The organism is Kribbella sp. CA-245084 (assembly GCF_050942355.1).
Lineage (GTDB): Bacteria > Actinomycetota > Actinomycetes > Propionibacteriales > Kribbellaceae > Kribbella.
Genome location: NZ_CP192053.1, coordinates 1,439,594 through 1,455,288 on the forward strand (window position 1 = coordinate 1,439,594; position 15,695 = coordinate 1,455,288).

Genomic DNA, 15,695 nt, shown 5'->3' on the forward strand with positions numbered 1-15,695 from the left:
CAGAACCCCGTACCCCAGCTTTTCTGCTCACGGCAAGTCTGCCCACAGCAAAGCCAAGGGGTGTGGCAGGCTCCGGCAGGTGATTCTGACTGACGATCTGACCGCGCAGGAGCGCACTCTGCTGGAACTGACCGCGACTCCGGCGGCGACGCTGCTCGGTGCGGCGTCGATGATCCTGCGGACGACGCTGTTCAGCGAGGACCCGGCGGCCTGGGTCGACATGTGGCAGGCGCGTCCCGACCTGGCGCGGATCGAGTGGTCGGACGGACCGGAGCTCGCCGACGTCGTCGCGCATCTCGCCGCGAAGGACTACGAAGGCCAGATCGAAGGCGTCCCCGGCCTGCGCATCACGTCGTACGACGACCACAACGCCAAGCTGCTCTGGATCGGCGGGCCCACACCTGTGGTGCTACAACTGACCCGCCAGACCTCTTAGCCGATCGTCGAAGTCGGCCGGGAACGTGTGTGTCAGTCCCGGAATCCGCTCGATCGTGCATCCGAAGCTTTCAAGCTTCTCGGCCACGCCTTCGACGACCTGGCGCAGATCATCGTCGGCCCCGATCCAGATCGTTGCCGGAGACAACTTTCCGGCGGAGGCGTCCGGCAGTTGACGGATCGCGGGCGCCATCGCGAGTACGCCGGCAACCGGTGTCGGCTCGGCGGTGAGCGCCCAGTTCAGGGCAGCCCGTCCACCAGCCGAGAAGCCTGCGGCGATCAGCGGCAGGTGCGCAGCGGTCAGCTCGGGCGGGAGTGCGGCGAGTGCACGGGCGACGTCCGCTGCCGCCTCGTCGGGATCCGGCCAGGTCCTGTAGTTCGACGACGTCAGCTGGGACGACTGCACACACACGAGCGCGTAGCCGTGGTCCAGCACACCTCGCCAGTTCTTCTGCGCGTGCTCGGCGGTCTGACCGGCTCCGTGCAGCGCCACGACCACACCTACCGGCGTCTGATCCGGTACGTCGATCAGCGGCGGAACCGTCTCCGGAGCAACCCGCGCCGCGGACACCGCGACCAACTCGTCGAACTCCGGCTTTCCGCGCAGCCCGGCCAGGTCGTCGTCATCGGTCAGGAGCCCCGGCTCCCACCAGGCACCAGCCGCGCTTGCGGCCTGCAATGTCCTGAGCGCCCCGTCGGTGTCACCGCTCAAGCCCTGCACGCAGGCCTTCAGGTGAGACAGCTCCGCCGTCCACGCCTCGAGTCCAGCGCTGTCCGTGTCCAGCAGGCGGAGGGCCTCGTCGAACTTCTGCGCCTCGTACAGCGCATCGAGACGCTCGATGAGGTCGTCGTACCGGGCGGTCAGATCCATGCCGAGCACCCTAGGGCCGCCCAGGGCTCGCGTCAGGCCATTTCGGAAAGTGTCGGCGAGAGCGCCTAAGGTGTTGAGTGATGACTACGCTGTTCTCGCCTGATGAGCTCCCAGTGCCGCTGGAGGAGCCGAAGACGTCCCGGACCGACCCAGATTCGCTGCTCGAGGGGCTGAACCCGCAGCAGCGCGCGGCCGTGGTGCACTCCGGCAAGCCGCTGCTGGTGGTGGCCGGTGCGGGTTCGGGCAAGACCCGGGTGCTGACCCGGCGGATCGCCTACCTGCTGGCGGCCCGCGACGCGCACCCCGGGTCGATCCTGGCGATCACGTTCACCAACAAGGCCGCCGCGGAGATGCGCGAGCGGGTCGTGGACCTGGTCGGCCCGCGGGCGAAGCTGATGTGGGTCTCGACGTTCCACAGCTCGTGTGTCCGGATCCTCCGCCGCGACATCAAGCGGTTCGGGATCAGCTCGACGTTCTCGATCTACGACGACACCGACTCGCGCCGGCTGATGACGCTGGTCTGTCGCGAGCTCGATCTCGACGTGAAGCGGTACAACCCGCGCGCCGTGCTGAACTGGATCAGCACCCAGAAGAACGAGCTGATCGACCACGAGACGGCCGCGGCCAAGGCCGAGAACCATCTCGAGGAGACGTACGCCGAGTGCTACCGGACGTACCAGGAGCGCCTCGCCCAGGCGAACGCGCTGGACTTCGACGACCTGCTGATGACCACGGTCAACCTGCTGCAGGCCTTCCCCGAAGTCCGTGAGTACTACCGTCGTCGCTTCCGTCACGTGCTCGTCGACGAGTACCAGGACACCAACCACGCGCAGTACACGCTGATCCGTGAGCTCTGCGGCGAGGACCCGGCTGCCATAGACAATTCAGATGGCAACGGTCCGACCGCGCCGCCGGCCGAGCTGATGGTGGTGGGCGACTCTGACCAGTCGATCTATGCGTTCCGCGGCGCGACGATCCGCAACATCCTCGCCTTCGAGGAGGACTTCGCCGGCGCCGAGACAATCCTGCTCGAGCAGAACTACCGCTCCACCCAGACGATCCTGTCCGCGGCCAACGCGGTGATCGCCCGCAACGAAGGCCGGATGGCGAAGAACCTCTGGTCCGACCAGGGCCAGGGCGAGCAGATCGCGGTGTACGTCGCCGACAACGAGCACGACGAGGCGCAGTTCGTCGCGGACGAGATCGACCGGCTCACCGACGCCGACGGGATCAAGCCGTCCGACGTCGCTGTCTTCTACCGGACCAACGCGCAGTCCCGTGTGTTCGAAGAGGTCTTCATCCGGACCGGCCATCCGTACAAGGTGGTCGGCGGCGTCCGGTTCTACGAGCGCAAGGAGGTCCGCGACGCGCTCGCGTACCTGCGCGTGCTGACGAACCCGGAGGACACCGTCTCGCTGCGCCGGATCATGAACGAGCCGAAGCGCGGGATCGGCGACCGGGCCGAGGCGGCGATCGAGGCGCTGGCGGCCCGCGACCGGATCTCGTTCGCGGCCGCGATGCGCCGGGCCGAGGACGCGCCGGCGATGGCCTCGCGCTCGGTGAACGCCGTCCAGGCATTCGTGGACATCCTCGACGAGCTGACCGCGATGGTCGACTCGGGTGCGCCGCCGGACGACATCCTCGACGTGGCGCTGCACCGCTCGGGGTACTACGAGACGCTGCAGAAGTCGCCGGATCCGCAGGACGAGACCCGGTTGGAGAACCTGGACGAGTTCATCTCGGTGGCCCGCGAATTCGTCGAGGAGCGGACAGCGGCCGGTGAAGCCGCCGATCTGCAGGCATTCCTCGAGCGGGTCGCGCTGGTCGCCGACGCGGACCAGATCCCGGATGCGGCCACCGACGGCGTGGTCACGCTGATGACGCTGCACACCGCGAAGGGGCTGGAGTTTCCGGTCGTGTTCCTGACCGGCATGGAGGACGGCGTCTTCCCGCATTCGCGCTCGCTGACCGACCTGAAGGAGCTCGAGGAGGAGCGCCGGCTCGCGTATGTCGGCATCACCCGCGCCCGGCAGCGGCTGGCGATCTCGCGGGCCGCGGTGCGTTCGGCGTACGGCGCTCCGCAGCACAACCCGCCGTCGCGGTTCCTGGAGGAGATCCCCAGCGAGCTGCTCGACTGGCGGCGCGACGAGTCCGCGATCACCCGCTGGTCCGGCACCGGGACTGTTCGCGGCAGCGGCATCCCCAGCCGGTACGAGCCGACCCGCTCGCGTGGCAGCTCCGACAAGCCGGTGATCAGCCTCAACCCGGGCGACCGCGTCGTCCACGACACGTTCGGGATGGGCACGGTCGTCGTGGTCCGCGGCGAGGGCCAGCAGGCGCAGGCCGACATCGACTTCGGCTCCGAGGGCGTCAAGCGGCTCCTGCTGCGGTATGCGCCGGTCGAGAAGATCTGACTCCTCGCGGCGGGTCGGCGGCGGCCGGTAATCGCAAGTCCACGTCAACCTTTTGGACGGTCGCGTTGCATTCGGGCCGGAGATTGAGACAATCAAGGGTCTTCGGCCCCTCCCGGAAGCGTCCTCCCACATGTCCAAGTCGTCTGGCAACAACCGCCGGATCATCCTGGCGGGGGCCAATCCTGGGCTGCGGCTGTTCGACGAGAACGGCAAGGTGACGGCCTACGCCTCGATCTGGATGGTCGACTGGTCGATCTGCGGCTCGGGTACGGCGGTCGTGCTGTGGTTCGACGGGATCGTCCGGGTGGTCTCCGAGGACGTCGACCTCGCCTCCTGGCTGGAGCGGTACTTCGTCCGCTCGTTCCTCGAGGTGCAAGGCCTGCCCTGGCACGAGCCGGCCGTCGAGCGGGATCTGGTCCAGGTCTCGATGAACCTCGCGGACGGGCTGAGCGCCAAAGCCGCCGACATCCAGATCGAGATGGGCGGCGTCCTCGACCGGCGGCTGTTCGCGACCGACAACTTCCAGCTCGCCGAGGGGAATCACAGCCTCAGCCTGGTGATCGCGCCGGTCAGGTCGGCGACCGTGTCGATCGGCGGCGCTTCGGTCCCGGGCTTCGTGCAGGTCGACGGCTCGCCGGACAAGCCGGGCTCGTCCGCGTTCCTCACTACCGCCGAGGTCTGGCAGCGCTGACCCCTTACGCTGTACGAATCAGCGTTTGGAGGATCAATAGTGGCTAGTCAGGCGCCGGCGCCGCGGACGCCGCTGAGCCGCGACCGGGTGCTGCGGGCCGCGGTCGAGATTGCCGACGCCGACGGCCTCGATGCCGTCACCATGCGCCGGATCGGCGAAGCGCTCGGTGCCGAGGCGATGTCGCTGTACTACCACGTCGCGAACAAGAACGATCTCCTCGACGGCATCGTCGACGTCCTGATGGCCGAGCTCAACGAAGCCGTCGACCGGCTGACGGTGGTCAAGGACTGGAAGGCCGCGATGCGGCACCGCATCCTCACCGCGCGGGCCGTGCTCCTCCGGCACCCCTGGGCCCCGCGCCTGCTGGAGAGTCGTACGACGATGCGCCCGGCGGTCGTGATCTACCACGACCGGCTCGTCGGGCTGATGCGATCGGGCGGCTTCTCGTACGACCTCGCTCATCACGCCCTGCACGCGCTCGGCAGCCGCGCCCTGGGCTTCACCCAGGAACTGTTCGACCCGGCGGACGCGACCCCCAACCCGGACGCCGATGCCCGAATGCTCGCCGACCTGGCCGAGCAGGTCCCCAACCTGGCCGGCATGCTCGCCGAAGTCGCCCACGACGACCCCGACTCAACCATCGGCTGGTGCGACGACCAGCAAGAGTTCGAATTCGCCCTCGACCTGATCCTCGACGGCCTCGACCGGTTAGCCGCCCGCTAGCACCCGCCCGCTAGCACCCCAGCGCTCCGCTTCGCCAGCCCCCGGCTGACCTCCTCTCGCCCGAGGTCTTGACGTTTCTTACGGTGTAAGCCAGCCTTACGACGTAAGAGAGACTTACAATGTAAGGGGTGGAACATGAAGGCCATCGTCCAGGACCGCTACGGCTCGCCCGACGTCCTCCGGTTCGCTGACGTCGACACCCCGAGGGCGACCGGCGACCAAGTGCTCGTCCGGGTCCGCGCGGCCGCGCTCAACGCCCGCGACTGGCACGTCCTGCGCGGCGACCCGTACATCGCCCGCCCGTCCGCGGACCTCGGCTGGCGGCGCCCGAACGAGCGCATCCGCGGCACCGACTTCGCCGGCACGGTCGAAGCGGTCGGCCCCGCGGTCACCCGTTTCCAGCCCGGCGACGAGGTGTACGGCGACGCCGACGGCGCCTTCGCGGAGTACGTCTGCGCTCCCGAGCAGCGGATCGAAAGGAAGCCCGCCAACCTCACCTTCGAGCAGGCGGCCGCCATGCCGCTGGCCGCCAACACCGCGCTGATCGGCATCCGCGATGTCGCGAAACTCCAACCAGGCCAGGAGATTCTCATCAACGGCGCATCCGGCGGCGTCGGCACCTTCGCCGTCCAGCTGGCCAAGGCGTACGGCGCGAACGTCACCGGCGTCTGCAGTTGGCGGAACCTCGAGCTGGTCCGATCGGCCGGCGCCGACGAGCTGATCGACTACACCACGACCGACTTCGCCCGCGCGGATCGCCGGTACGACGTCGTACTCGATCTCGTCGGCAATCGCTCGCTGTCCGACCTCCGCCGCGTCCTGAAGCCCGGTGGTCTGCTGGTCCTGTCCGGCGGCGGGGTCTACAAGGGTGGGAGCCTGCTCGGCCCGATGGGCCTGATGATGCGCGGCACGCTGCTGTCGCGGTTCGTCGGCCGCCGGATCGTCCTACTGACGGTGAAAGCGAGCCAGCAGAACCTCGCGACCCTCCGCGAGTTTGCCGAGGCCGGCAAGGTCGCGCCGATCATCGACCGCACCTACCCGCTCGCCGCGACGGCCGACGCAATGCGTTACCTGGAAGGCGAACACGCCCGCGCGAAGGTCGTCATCACCGTCTGAGCGCCCACCAGTTGTCCATCCGCTCCACGACCCGCTGATCGCCACCCAGCACCCGCTGGAGCCGGAACAGGTACGCCGCGATACCGGCCGCCCCCTGCATCCAGCCGACCCCGGGCGGCAGCAGCGGATCCTCGTTGCGATGCTCGATGAACCGCCAGTACGCGTGACTGCCGTCGTGATGCGCGTGGTCGAGCAACGTGTCACCCATCAGTACGGCGAATTCCAGGTCCTGGTTGTCGCCGGTGTCGAGGAACGCATCGCCGACTCCCGCAGTACCGCAGCAGCGTCCGTCGTTGTCCCAGAAGCCGGGGTGCAGTCGCTCGGGGATCCCGGAGTACCGGACGCTGTCGAGACAACGCCGATGCCACGTCTCCGGGGTTTCGCCCGCCACCTCTTTCACGTCGGCGTACTCGAGCGCGCTGAACAGCAATGCCGTCCCCACCCCGCCGTGGCACCAGTTGTACGTGAACTCGTCGCCGTGCCGCTCGGCCCACGGAATCACCCGCGCGACCCGGAAACCCTTGTCGTCGTTGATTCCGATGCTGACCAGATGCTCGGCTCCGCGCCGTGCCACGTCGATGAGTTCCGGCCGGTCGAGATCCACGCCCGCGACCGCCAGCGCCGTCGCGATCCCGGCGACGCCGTGCGTGAAGTTCGGCATCTCGGTCGGCTCGTCGGTCCGGAACCGCCGCGACACGAACTGCCAGTTCACGCCGATCGGGGTCTCCTCCTTCTCGCCCAGCACCACGTCGGCCGCATGCGAGGCGAGCCCCGACGCGTCCGAGCCACGGCGCATCGCCCACACCGCTCCGAGAAGGACCGCAGAGGTGCCGAGGGTGACATCGTTCGCGAACGCACCCGGCTCGTACCGCGGCTCGTCGAGGAAGCTCTCCGGCCAGCCGTCTTCGGTCGCGAGTTCCCGGATCCGTTGCAGCGCGGCATCCGTACCCGGCTCATCGAGAGCGCTCAGGATCCCGATCGAGCTGACCTCACCGTCGAAGAACGTGGTCGACCCGTCCTTCGGGACGAGGGCACGGATACGGTCGGCGATCCCCGTTGCCAGGTCCTGTTCGGCGCTCGTCCACGGACGGGTCAGACGGATCTCCGCCAGCGTGTACGCGAGCCCGCCGATACCGCTGTGCATGCCGTCGATGTACTCGACGGGCTTGTCACCACCCCCGGCCTCGGGGATCCACGGCCCGTCGTCGTCCCACCGGACCTGATTCCGCACCCACGCCCAGGCGGCCTCAGCCACATCGCCGTACGTCATGGCTTGGCGTTCCGCATCCGGATCCCGCTCCATTCGAGGGTGCTTGCGACGGTCTCGGCCCAGAAGTCGTGCAGTCGCCGCAGGACCCGCAGCTGGATGCCGGCCTCCTCGTGCAGCGCGAACAGGTCGCCGACACGCTCGGCCGGACCGAGCGGCCGGACCTCGGTCGTTGCGACGACCGCGGCGTCATGCTCCACGAACTCGTCGGCCGGGAGGCGGTACGCATACAGCTCGACCGAGCGGATCGCGTCCAGCCAGCCGTACTCAACGGCGTGCACGCGGGTGCCGGAGCCGGCGCCGATGATGCGGTCGCGGTCCTCGGGAGTCGTCGCGGGGCCCACCCATGCCAACGCACGGGGGCACTGCCGCGGGAACCAGTAGTCCGGGGCGCGGTCGTGGCCGACAGCCCAGACGTACGGCGTGACCTCCCCGTTCGTCTGCGCGACGTACGGACGGAAGGTCGTGATCGTCGGATCTTCGGAGAAGTGCAGAACCTCACCAGCTGCCGGACGCATGCGCCGCAGCTTAGCCGTGAGGCCAAGTCACTGCTCGGGTTTACTAGCCGGCGGTGTACGGGTTGAGGCCGCAGTGGTTGCGGAGCCACGGGTCCGGGTCGACCGCTGTGCCGCCGTCCGGGTGTACTTCGAAGTGCAGGTGCGGGCCGGTGGTGTTGCCGGTCATCCCGACCGCGCCGACCTGGTCACCGGCGTACACGGTCTCGCCGACCGTCACGCTGAACTTCGACATGTGGTTGTACCAGGTGACGGTGCCGTCCTCGTGCCGGACCTGGACCTGACGCCCGTACGGACCGGCCCAGTCGGCGAAGATCACCACGCCCTTCATCACGGCGCCGATCCGGGTGCCGATCGGGGCGGCGAAGTCGAGGCCGGTGTGGTTGTGGGCCCAGCGGCTGCCGCCCTGACCGAAGGTCGCGGTGATGTGGTAGCCGGTGACCATGATCTGGCAGCGGGTGGCCGACTCGCGGGCGGTCTTTGCGGCCAGCTCGGCCTTCGCCTTCGCGACGGCCAGGGCGCTCGCGCGCTTCGCGGTCAGTGCCTGGGTGGCGGTCAGCTTCGCGGCGCGGGCCTTGGCCAGCTGCGCGGCGGCGGACTGCTTCTTGGTGGTGTCGGCCAGCTGGACCCGGGAGGAGTCGCGGGTGGCGAGCTGGCGCGCCTGGATCCGTGCCGTGGTGATGCCGGACAGCTGCTGACCGCTGTTCAGGCTCAGCGCGGCAAGGTTCACCGCGGAGTTCGCCTGGGTGGGCGACGCCAGCGTGCTGGCACTGAATCCGACAGCTCCGGCTGCCGCGGCGAGCGCGGCGGTCAGTCCGACGATCTGAGTACTGCTGGGGGTATTACGCCTGGCGACGCGATGCTTGGCACTATGACGTCCTGCGCCGGGTTTGCGCGCAGCGTTGCCGGGCGTGACGCGGTCTCCCGCGGCACGGTGCTGGGACACAACGTGGCCTTTCGGTCACAGGGGAGGGGCTTGAGAAAGAGCTAGGGAGGCTCTTCCCATCCCTGGTCGGGGGTTTATTCCCGCTAGGGACCTGACGCACGATAACGGATCAGTCACGGGGCCACAAACCCTGTCCCGGTGTTTTCCGCCTCTCCTTCACGAAACTTTTGCATGCGCGCCTGCACGTGCATCGGCCGTGAGCGCGAAGAAGGCTGACCGGTCAGGCAGTTTTGGGCTGTTCGTCGAGGTGGGCCAGCATCCCGGTGATCCGGTGCACGACCTCGCCGTGGAACGGCAGCGACAGGTGACCGACCCCGTGCACGCGGACATTGCTCGCCAGCAGGTCGGGATGGCGGATCCGGGCCCGCCGCTGCGGCACGATCAGCTGGTCGACGTCGCTGTAGAACGCGACGAACCTGGTCCGGCAGTCCGGCGCCGGCTCGCCCAGCTCGGCCATCAGGTCGCTGTCCGGCCGGACCTGCTTCACCAACGGCCACGGCAGCAGCTTGGCCGCGACGGTGCCCTGATGCGGCGTACCGAGCGTGACGCAGGTGTGCACCCGCTCGTCCCCGCCGAGCCGCTGGACGTAGTACCGCGCGATGAGTCCGCCCAGGCTGTGCCCGATGACGTGGATCTGGTCCGACCCGGACTCCTCGCAGATCGCCTCGATCTCCCGGCCCATCCGCTCGGCGGTACGACGGACGTCCAGCGTCAGGGGTGAGTACGAGAACGTGTGGATGCTGCTGAACCCGCGACGGGCCAGGTGCCGGCGCATCAGCGCGAAGATCGTGTGGTTGTCGATGATCCCGTGCGCCAGCAGGATCGGCGTACCGGCGGCGCGGACGTCGCTGACCAGCAGGCCGCGCTGGGCGGGACCGAGGCCGGCCAGGTTCAAGCGGGACGGGAGTACGTGCGACGAGCCACTCACCAGGCCGAGCGGATACATCGCCAGGTGCGTGGTCAGCCAGCCGATCTCGACGGCGGCACCCTGCAGCACGCTGGGTGAGAGTGCGGAGCGGGCGCCGTACGCGAGTCCGTCGAGCGCGCCGCGGATGTCGTCCTGCCAGGAACTCATGGGCGACTCCTCACACAAACCAGACCCCCCGATTGGTCCGATCTCTTTCAACGGTAACCGGTTCCCACCGTGCGTGGCGGGGAACACACGGCTCCGTGTCTTATCCGTGAGGTTCTCACCGGTTAGCCTGCGAGCATGCCTGCTACGAGCCCGTTGCGCGTCGTCGTCGCCAAGCCCGGTCTGGACGGTCACGACCGCGGCGCCAAGGTCGTGGCCCGCGCGCTGCGCGACGCCGGCATGGAGGTCATCTACACCGGACTGCACCAGACGCCGGAGCAGATCGTCGAGACGGCGATCGCGGAGGACGCGGACGCGATCGGGCTGTCGGTGCTGTCCGGAGCGCACATGACGCTGTTCAAGCGCGTGCGCGAGCTGCTGGCCGAGCGGGACGCCGAGGACATCGTGGTGTTCGGCGGCGGGATCATCCCGGACGCCGATCTGGAGCCGTTGGCCGAGCTCGGCGTACACAAGATCTTCACTCCCGGCGCGACCACCACCGAGATCGTCGCGTGGGTCCGCGGCAATGTCGGCGACGCGTCGGCGTCTCCTGCCTGAGGTCCTACCGGAGTCGCGAATCCGCTCCGGAGCGTGATGGCGACTGCCCGGAGTCGTTCTGAACAGTCCTGCCCGGTTCAGCCAGGTTACTAATCGGTAATACCGAATCGTTAGGAAATGCCCGGTTGTGCGGGCTTCCCAAACGCGGTCGCATACAGCCATGCGGCTGTCCGTTTCAGAGACCGTCGATGGGACTGTGTGTGGCTCAGAACACATCGGCCCCGTTCTCGGTTACTGTCCGGACATGGCGGATCGCAGTGCGGTGGGGGTCTGCGATCAACCGGGCCGGACCAAGCTATACGTCCCATCGGGAGAGGGCAGGTAAACGATGAGGTTTGAACGATCACACGCACGCAGGACGGCCTTTGTGGCTGTCGCAAGCAGCCTGGCGCTGCTCGCCACCGCGTGTGGTAGTGGCGATGACGGCAGCAGCAGCGGCGGGGGCAGTTCGGCCGCCGGCGCGCTCGAGGGTCGGGGGCCGATCACGTTTGCCACCGGCAAGGACACGTCGGGCTTCCTGCCGAAGCAGATCCAGGCATGGAACTCGCAGCACCCGGACGAGAAGGTCGAGCTGAAGGAGCTGCCGGAGAGCGCGGATGCGCAGCGCCAGCAGATGGTCCAGAACGCGCAGGCCAAGTCCGACGCGTTCACCGTGCTGAACATGGACGTCGTCTGGACGTCGGAGTTCGCCGCGAACCAGTGGATCACCGAGATCCCCGAAGATAAGGTGCAGGACCTGGGCAAGCTGATCCCGGCGACGGTCGAGACCGGGAAGTACCGCGACAAGCTGTACGGCGTCCCGATCACGTCCGACGGCGGCCTGCTGTACTACCGCAAGGATCTGCTGACGAAGGCCGGCATCACGACTCCGCCGGCGACGTGGGCCGACATGCTCACCGCCTGCCAGAAGGTAGCCACGCTGCCTGAGGCCAAGGGCATGAGCTGCTACGCGGGCCAGTTCGAGAAGTACGAAGGCCTGACCGTGAACTTCTCCGAGGCGGTCAACTCGGCGGGCGGTGTGATCGTCGACAAGGACGGCAAGCCGAACGTCAACACGCCGGAGGCCAAGGCCGGGCTCGACGAGCTGGTGAACGGTTTCAAGACCGGTGCGATCCCGAAGGAGGCGATCACTTATACCGAGGAGCCGAGCCGCCGCGCGTTCCAGGACGGCAAGCTGCTCTTCCTGCGCAACTGGCCGTACGTGTACTCGCTGGCCAACAAGACCGACGGCTCGTCGAAGGTCGCCGGCAAGTTCGCGGTCGCACCGCTGCCGGGCAAGACCGGCCCGGGCGTGTCCTCGCTCGGTGGGCACGACTATGCGATCAGCGCGTTCGCCAAGAACAAGGCGACCGCGGTCGATTTCATCAACTTCATGGCGAGTGAGGACCGCCAGAAGGCGAACCTGGAGGCGACCTCGCAGGCTCCGACCTGGCAGTCGCTGTACGACGACCCGACGCTGTCCAAGCAGTTCCCGTACCTGGCTCCGCTGAAGGCGTCGATCCTCGGTGCGCAGCCGCGGCCGAAGGTGGTCAAGTACGGCGACGTCACGGCAGCGATTCAGGCGGCGGCATACGGCGCACTGAGCGGCTCGGTCGCGCCGGACAAGGCTCTCGCCGATCTGCAGACCAAGTTGCAGTCGCTGATCACGAACTGATCGTGATGCGGGGGCCGGTGGGTGGAGCTGTCGTGGCCACGCACCGGCCCCGGTCCGTCCCTGCCCGGGTGCAGCTCGGGGAGCAAAGGAGTCTCAGGTGACAGTAAGTGCACCGGTCGCGGAACGACCGGTCAAGAAACCGAAGCGCCAGCAGCGCTTCGACGAGGGCACCGGCCGGCTGGCCGCGATCCTGCTCTCCCCGACGCTGATCGTGCTCGGGCTCGTGGTGCTGTTCCCGATCATCTCGGCGCTGCGTGAGTCGCTGTTCCAGAGTGGTCAGCACCTGGACGCGAACGGGTTCGTCGTCCAGGGGTCGCAGTGGGTCGGGCTGCAGAACTACGCCGACATCTTCCGTGGCGACACCGGCCACCGGTTCTGGAACGCCTTCTACAATACGACGTTCTTCACCGTGGTCTGCGTCGTACTGGAGACCGTCCTCGGCGTCGCGATGGCGCTGATCATGCACAAGGCCTTCAAGGGCCGCGGCATCGTCCGGGCCAGCATCCTGGTCCCGTGGGCGATCCCGACGATCATCTCGGCACTGCTGTGGAAGTGGATCTTCCAGGCCGACGGGATCTTCAACGCGATCATCGGCACCCAGGTGCTGTGGTCGACCGACGGCTGGCAGGCCAAGGCGTCGATCGTGATCGCGGATACCTGGAAGACCGCACCGTTCATCGGCCTCCTGGTCCTGGCCGGGCTGCAGACCATCCCGGCCGAGGTCTACGAGGCCGCGAAGGTCGACGGTGCCAACGCGTGGAAGACGTTCACCAGGATCACGTTGCCGCTGGTGAAGCCTGCGCTGCTGGTGGCGGTGCTATTCCGGATCCTCGACACGCTGCGGATCTTCGACCTGCCGTTCGTGCTGGTCGGCCCGCACAAGGACTCGGTCGAGACGCTCTCGATGCTGGCTTACGACGAGGCGTTCAACGTCAGGTTCGGACCCGCGGCGGCCTACGCGACGGTGCTGTTCATCTACGTCGCCGTCGTCGCGTACATGTTCGTGAAGATCCTCGGCGCCGACGTGATCGGTGAGGCCAGAGCCAAGAAGCCGGGCGGCGGCGGTAACGGCAAGCGCTGGCGGAAGAACAACGCGGTCAAGGCTGCGCCGGAAACCACTGTCGGCGCCGTCACTATTTCGGGTGGAGGTGGACAGTAATGGCAGCCGTAGCTCCCCAGCCGGCCGAGGCCGGCCCGCTGCGCCGGTGGGCGCCGCTGGCCGGTGTCGCGATCATCGTGCTCTACTGCCTGGCGCCGTTCTACTGGATGCTGGTCTCGGCCTTCCGCCGGCCGTCCGATCAGTTCTCCAACTCGATCATCCCGGCACCGTTTTCGTTCCAGAACTTCAAGGACGTGTTCAGCGGCGACAACGGCTTCGGCCGAGGTCTGCTGAACAGCCTGATCGTGGCCGGGTCGGTGACGATCCTGACGCTGCTCATCGGCATGGTGGCGGCCTACACGCTGGCCCGGCTCGACTTCAAGGGCAAGAACATCGTCCTGGCGATCATCATCACCACGTCGATGTTCCCGGGCATCTCGCTGGTGGTGCCGCTGCTGAAGCTGTTCGTGAACATCCACTGGATCAACACCTATCAGGCGATGATCGTGCCCAGCTTGTCGTTCGCATTGCCGCTGGCGGTGTGGAACCTGACCGCGTTCTTCCGGCAGATGCCGCAGGAGCTCGAGCAGGCGGCGATGGTGGACGGCTGTACGCCGGCCCAGGCGTTCCGCAAGATCATCATCCCGTTGGCGGCGCCCGGTGTGTTCACCACCGCGATCATCACGTTCATCGCAGCCTGGAACGAGTTCCTGATCGCGCTGAGCATGACCAACAAGAAGTCGATCCAGACGGCGAACGTGATCATCGCGCAGTTCACCGGAACGACCGGCCGCGACCAGCCGTTCGGCAGCCAGATGGCCGCCGGTGTGGTGGTCACGATCCCGCTCGTGATCGCCGTACTGCTGTTCCAGCGCCGTATCGTCGCCGGTCTGACGGCAGGTGGCGTGAAGTGAGCCCGTTCGGACGGGACCGGGACGACCGGGACCGCCACGACCGCGAAGATCGGGACCGGGAGGATCGCGACCGTCGCGATCGTGAGGATCGGGACCGGCGGGACCGGGAAGACCGCGATCGTCGGTACCGCTAGCCAAAGGAAACGGCCGGAGCCTCGAGCTCCGGCCGTTTCTCTTTCAGCTCCAGTGCCGGTTCAGCACTTCCAGAGGGTGTCGGCGCTGACGGCAGAACCGTTGGAGGTCTGGCCGTTGTAGACCCAGGTTTGGTAGATGACTGTCCTCCAGTCCGAGATGATTGGTGAACTGCTACTGCAGTTGTAATTGCTTGAGTAGACCGCCATGGGCACCCCAACTTTGGACGGGCAGGTGTAGGTCCACTTGTCCCTGACGTTCACCCACCTCTTGTAGTACTCGCTGAATTGTTGAAGGTAGACGTGAGTCGTGCACTGTGACGGGAGATTGTCATTGCATTTCATCGTGCCGTATCCGCGCACGAATCCGGGCGCTGGAGTGGAAATCTTCTGGGGTGTCCAAGCGTACGTATAACACGTTGGCGCAACGGTTACGCTGTCGGGGTGGTTGGTTGTTGTCGGGGCGGGTGGAGCTCCGCTCGAGGTTGCAGCGGCGGTGACCGGATTCAAGACAGCCCCCGCCAGGCAGAGCATCAAAGCGATGAGAACGAGTTGAAACTTGCGCATTCTGACCTCCTCCTTAGGCAACGCAGTCACGGCGCAGATGCTCATGACGGTCGCCTGGCCTGCCGAACTATGCGTAGTCGATCGCATAACCGTTCAGACGGAGTTGCTGCTCCGCCTTGGGCCTTCCCCTTGGGATCGCTATTTCGAAACGACTCCCAGTGGGAGCCTGGCATACGCAGGCAATTGGTTCCAGGAAATTGCACCTTGTTGCAATGGAGTCAACAGGTCAGCTGCCGCCAGGCGGAGTCTCATCCTCGCCAGGCGCTTCGAGCCGGCGACCAGACTGATCACGCCTACCCTTGGTGAGGTCGAGCCGGACGTCGTCAGGAGGCAGCGGCAGAGCCATGCTGTCTCCACCGCCGTGCGGCCCTGATCGGCGCATCTGCGACGACCCAGAGGTTCCACCTCGCCCGCGATAGACGATCAGGCCGTTGACGGGGTCTGGTACCGCGTCCAATGCAGACTCGACGCCACCCAGCCGGCGAAAGGCACTCCAGTCGGTCGCTGCTCGGAACCCAACCTCGAAGACCACTAGGTGCTCGAGGTCGATCAGGTTCCACTCTTCTATACCGTGACCGATCGCCGCGGCAGTCAGCACCTCACCATAGATATGCCACCACTTGGACGCGGACGAATCAGCCCCGTCTAGTACCTCCGCGGACCACCAATCGGCCACGAGTCGATGGTAGCCCGACCCCACCGCGCACAGCTGGGATCGGGCA

At 67.1% G+C, this 15,695-nt stretch carries 16 protein-coding genes; 9 read left to right on the top strand and 7 right to left on the bottom strand.

Going from position 1 to position 15,695, the window contains the following annotated elements; genetic code table 11:
• Nucleotides 1-79 precede the first annotated feature (79 nt).
• The gene (locus tag ACQPYH_RS07120) at nt 80-436 is read left to right on the top strand and encodes a hypothetical protein (protein WP_432888259.1); all 357 of its coding nucleotides are present in this window, start codon (nt 80-82) and stop codon (nt 434-436) included.
• Here ACQPYH_RS07120 and ACQPYH_RS07125 read toward each other — a convergent pair.
• Nucleotides 410-1,306, bottom strand: a complete 897-nt coding sequence (locus ACQPYH_RS07125) for a serine aminopeptidase domain-containing protein (protein ID WP_432888261.1) — start codon at nt 1,304-1,306, stop codon at nt 410-412. The genes ACQPYH_RS07120 and ACQPYH_RS07125 overlap by 27 nt on opposite strands.
• Nucleotides 1,307-1,386: 80 nt before the next feature.
• On the opposite strand from ACQPYH_RS07125, the gene pcrA reads away from it, so the two are divergent.
• From pcrA to ACQPYH_RS07145, 4 genes are all read left to right on the top strand, one after another.
• Complete coding sequence (pcrA, locus tag ACQPYH_RS07130; protein ID WP_432888262.1) at nt 1,387-3,720, top strand: DNA helicase PcrA; 2,334 nt, start codon at nt 1,387-1,389, stop codon at nt 3,718-3,720.
• Nucleotides 3,721-3,850: 130 nt separating this feature from the next.
• On the top strand, nt 3,851-4,411 hold the full coding sequence (locus ACQPYH_RS07135; protein ID WP_432888264.1) for a hypothetical protein: 561 nt from the start codon (nt 3,851-3,853) through the stop codon (nt 4,409-4,411).
• A 39-nt stretch (nt 4,412-4,450) separates the two neighbouring features.
• On the top strand, nt 4,451-5,134 hold the full coding sequence (locus ACQPYH_RS07140; protein ID WP_432888266.1) for a TetR/AcrR family transcriptional regulator: 684 nt from the start codon (nt 4,451-4,453) through the stop codon (nt 5,132-5,134).
• A gap of 135 nt (nt 5,135-5,269) precedes the next feature.
• Nucleotides 5,270-6,250 (top strand): NAD(P)-dependent alcohol dehydrogenase, encoded by a 981-nt coding sequence (locus ACQPYH_RS07145; RefSeq protein WP_432888268.1) that lies wholly within the window; start codon nt 5,270-5,272, stop codon nt 6,248-6,250.
• On the opposite strand, the gene ACQPYH_RS07150 is transcribed toward ACQPYH_RS07145, so the two are convergent.
• The 4 genes from ACQPYH_RS07150 to ACQPYH_RS07165 form a co-directional block, all read right to left on the bottom strand.
• Nucleotides 6,240-7,553 carry a lanthionine synthetase LanC family protein gene (locus tag ACQPYH_RS07150; protein WP_432888270.1) on the bottom strand — a complete coding sequence of 438 codons (1,314 nt, stop codon included), beginning with the start codon at nt 7,551-7,553 and terminating at the stop codon, nt 6,240-6,242. The two genes, ACQPYH_RS07145 and ACQPYH_RS07150, sit on opposite strands and share 11 nt — an antisense overlap.
• Nucleotides 7,517-8,035: a DUF6886 family protein gene (locus ACQPYH_RS07155; protein ID WP_432888272.1), complete on the bottom strand. Its 519-nt coding sequence runs from the start codon at nt 8,033-8,035 to the stop codon at nt 7,517-7,519. Before ACQPYH_RS07155 ends, ACQPYH_RS07150 begins: the two co-directional genes overlap by 37 nt.
• A 43-nt stretch (nt 8,036-8,078) precedes the next feature.
• Entirely contained in the window at nt 8,079-8,978 is a 900-nt protein-coding gene (locus tag ACQPYH_RS07160; protein ID WP_432888274.1) for a M23 family metallopeptidase, read from the bottom strand.
• Nucleotides 8,979-9,198: 220 nt separating this feature from the next.
• Nucleotides 9,199-10,053 (bottom strand): esterase/lipase family protein, encoded by an 855-nt coding sequence (locus ACQPYH_RS07165; RefSeq protein ID WP_432888276.1) that lies wholly within the window; start codon nt 10,051-10,053, stop codon nt 9,199-9,201.
• A gap of 135 nt (nt 10,054-10,188) precedes the next feature.
• On the opposite strand from ACQPYH_RS07165, the gene ACQPYH_RS07170 reads away from it, so the two are divergent.
• The 4 genes from ACQPYH_RS07170 to ACQPYH_RS07185 all read left to right on the top strand — a co-directional run bounded on the left by ACQPYH_RS07170 (nt 10,189) and on the right by ACQPYH_RS07185 (nt 14,275).
• Nucleotides 10,189-10,608 carry a cobalamin B12-binding domain-containing protein gene (locus tag ACQPYH_RS07170; protein WP_432888278.1) on the top strand — a complete coding sequence of 140 codons (420 nt, stop codon included), beginning with the start codon at nt 10,189-10,191 and terminating at the stop codon, nt 10,606-10,608.
• A 367-nt stretch (nt 10,609-10,975) separates the two neighbouring features.
• Nucleotides 10,976-12,262: an ABC transporter substrate-binding protein gene (locus tag ACQPYH_RS07175; RefSeq protein WP_432888280.1), complete on the top strand. Its 1,287-nt coding sequence runs from the start codon at nt 10,976-10,978 to the stop codon at nt 12,260-12,262.
• Between the two features lie 97 nt (nt 12,263-12,359).
• Complete coding sequence (locus ACQPYH_RS07180; RefSeq protein ID WP_432888282.1) at nt 12,360-13,421, top strand: carbohydrate ABC transporter permease; 1,062 nt, start codon at nt 12,360-12,362, stop codon at nt 13,419-13,421.
• Complete coding sequence (locus ACQPYH_RS07185; protein WP_432888284.1) at nt 13,421-14,275, top strand: carbohydrate ABC transporter permease; 855 nt, start codon at nt 13,421-13,423, stop codon at nt 14,273-14,275. Before ACQPYH_RS07180 ends, ACQPYH_RS07185 begins: the two co-directional genes overlap by 1 nt.
• 194 nt (nt 14,276-14,469) lie before the next feature.
• Here the strand turns inward: ACQPYH_RS07185 and ACQPYH_RS07190 are convergent, their stop codons facing one another.
• Nucleotides 14,470-15,018 (bottom strand): hypothetical protein, encoded by a 549-nt coding sequence (locus ACQPYH_RS07190; RefSeq protein WP_432888286.1) that lies wholly within the window; start codon nt 15,016-15,018, stop codon nt 14,470-14,472.
• Nucleotides 15,019-15,199: 181 nt separating this feature from the next.
• Complete coding sequence (locus ACQPYH_RS07195) at nt 15,200-15,649, bottom strand: hypothetical protein (RefSeq protein ID WP_432888288.1); 450 nt, start codon at nt 15,647-15,649, stop codon at nt 15,200-15,202.
• Nucleotides 15,650-15,695: the final 46 nt, after the last annotated feature.

Coding starts and splice junctions, on each gene's coding strand:
- ACQPYH_RS07125 (WP_432888261.1), bottom strand. CDS start 1,306: ATGGATCTGACCGCCCGGTACGACGACCTCATCGAGCGTCTCGATGCG.
- pcrA (WP_432888262.1), top strand. CDS start 1,387: ATGACTACGCTGTTCTCGCCTGATGAGCTCCCAGTGCCGCTGGAGGAG.
- ACQPYH_RS07135 (WP_432888264.1), top strand. CDS start 3,851: ATGTCCAAGTCGTCTGGCAACAACCGCCGGATCATCCTGGCGGGGGCC.
- ACQPYH_RS07145 (WP_432888268.1), top strand. CDS start 5,270: ATGAAGGCCATCGTCCAGGACCGCTACGGCTCGCCCGACGTCCTCCGG.
- ACQPYH_RS07150 (WP_432888270.1), bottom strand. CDS start 7,553: ATGGAGCGGGATCCGGATGCGGAACGCCAAGCCATGACGTACGGCGAT.
- ACQPYH_RS07155 (WP_432888272.1), bottom strand. CDS start 8,035: ATGCGTCCGGCAGCTGGTGAGGTTCTGCACTTCTCCGAAGATCCGACG.
- ACQPYH_RS07165 (WP_432888276.1), bottom strand. CDS start 10,053: ATGAGTTCCTGGCAGGACGACATCCGCGGCGCGCTCGACGGACTCGCG.
- ACQPYH_RS07170 (WP_432888278.1), top strand. CDS start 10,189: ATGCCTGCTACGAGCCCGTTGCGCGTCGTCGTCGCCAAGCCCGGTCTG.
- ACQPYH_RS07185 (WP_432888284.1), top strand. CDS start 13,421: ATGGCAGCCGTAGCTCCCCAGCCGGCCGAGGCCGGCCCGCTGCGCCGG.
- ACQPYH_RS07190 (WP_432888286.1), bottom strand. CDS start 15,018: ATGAGCATCTGCGCCGTGACTGCGTTGCCTAAGGAGGAGGTCAGAATG.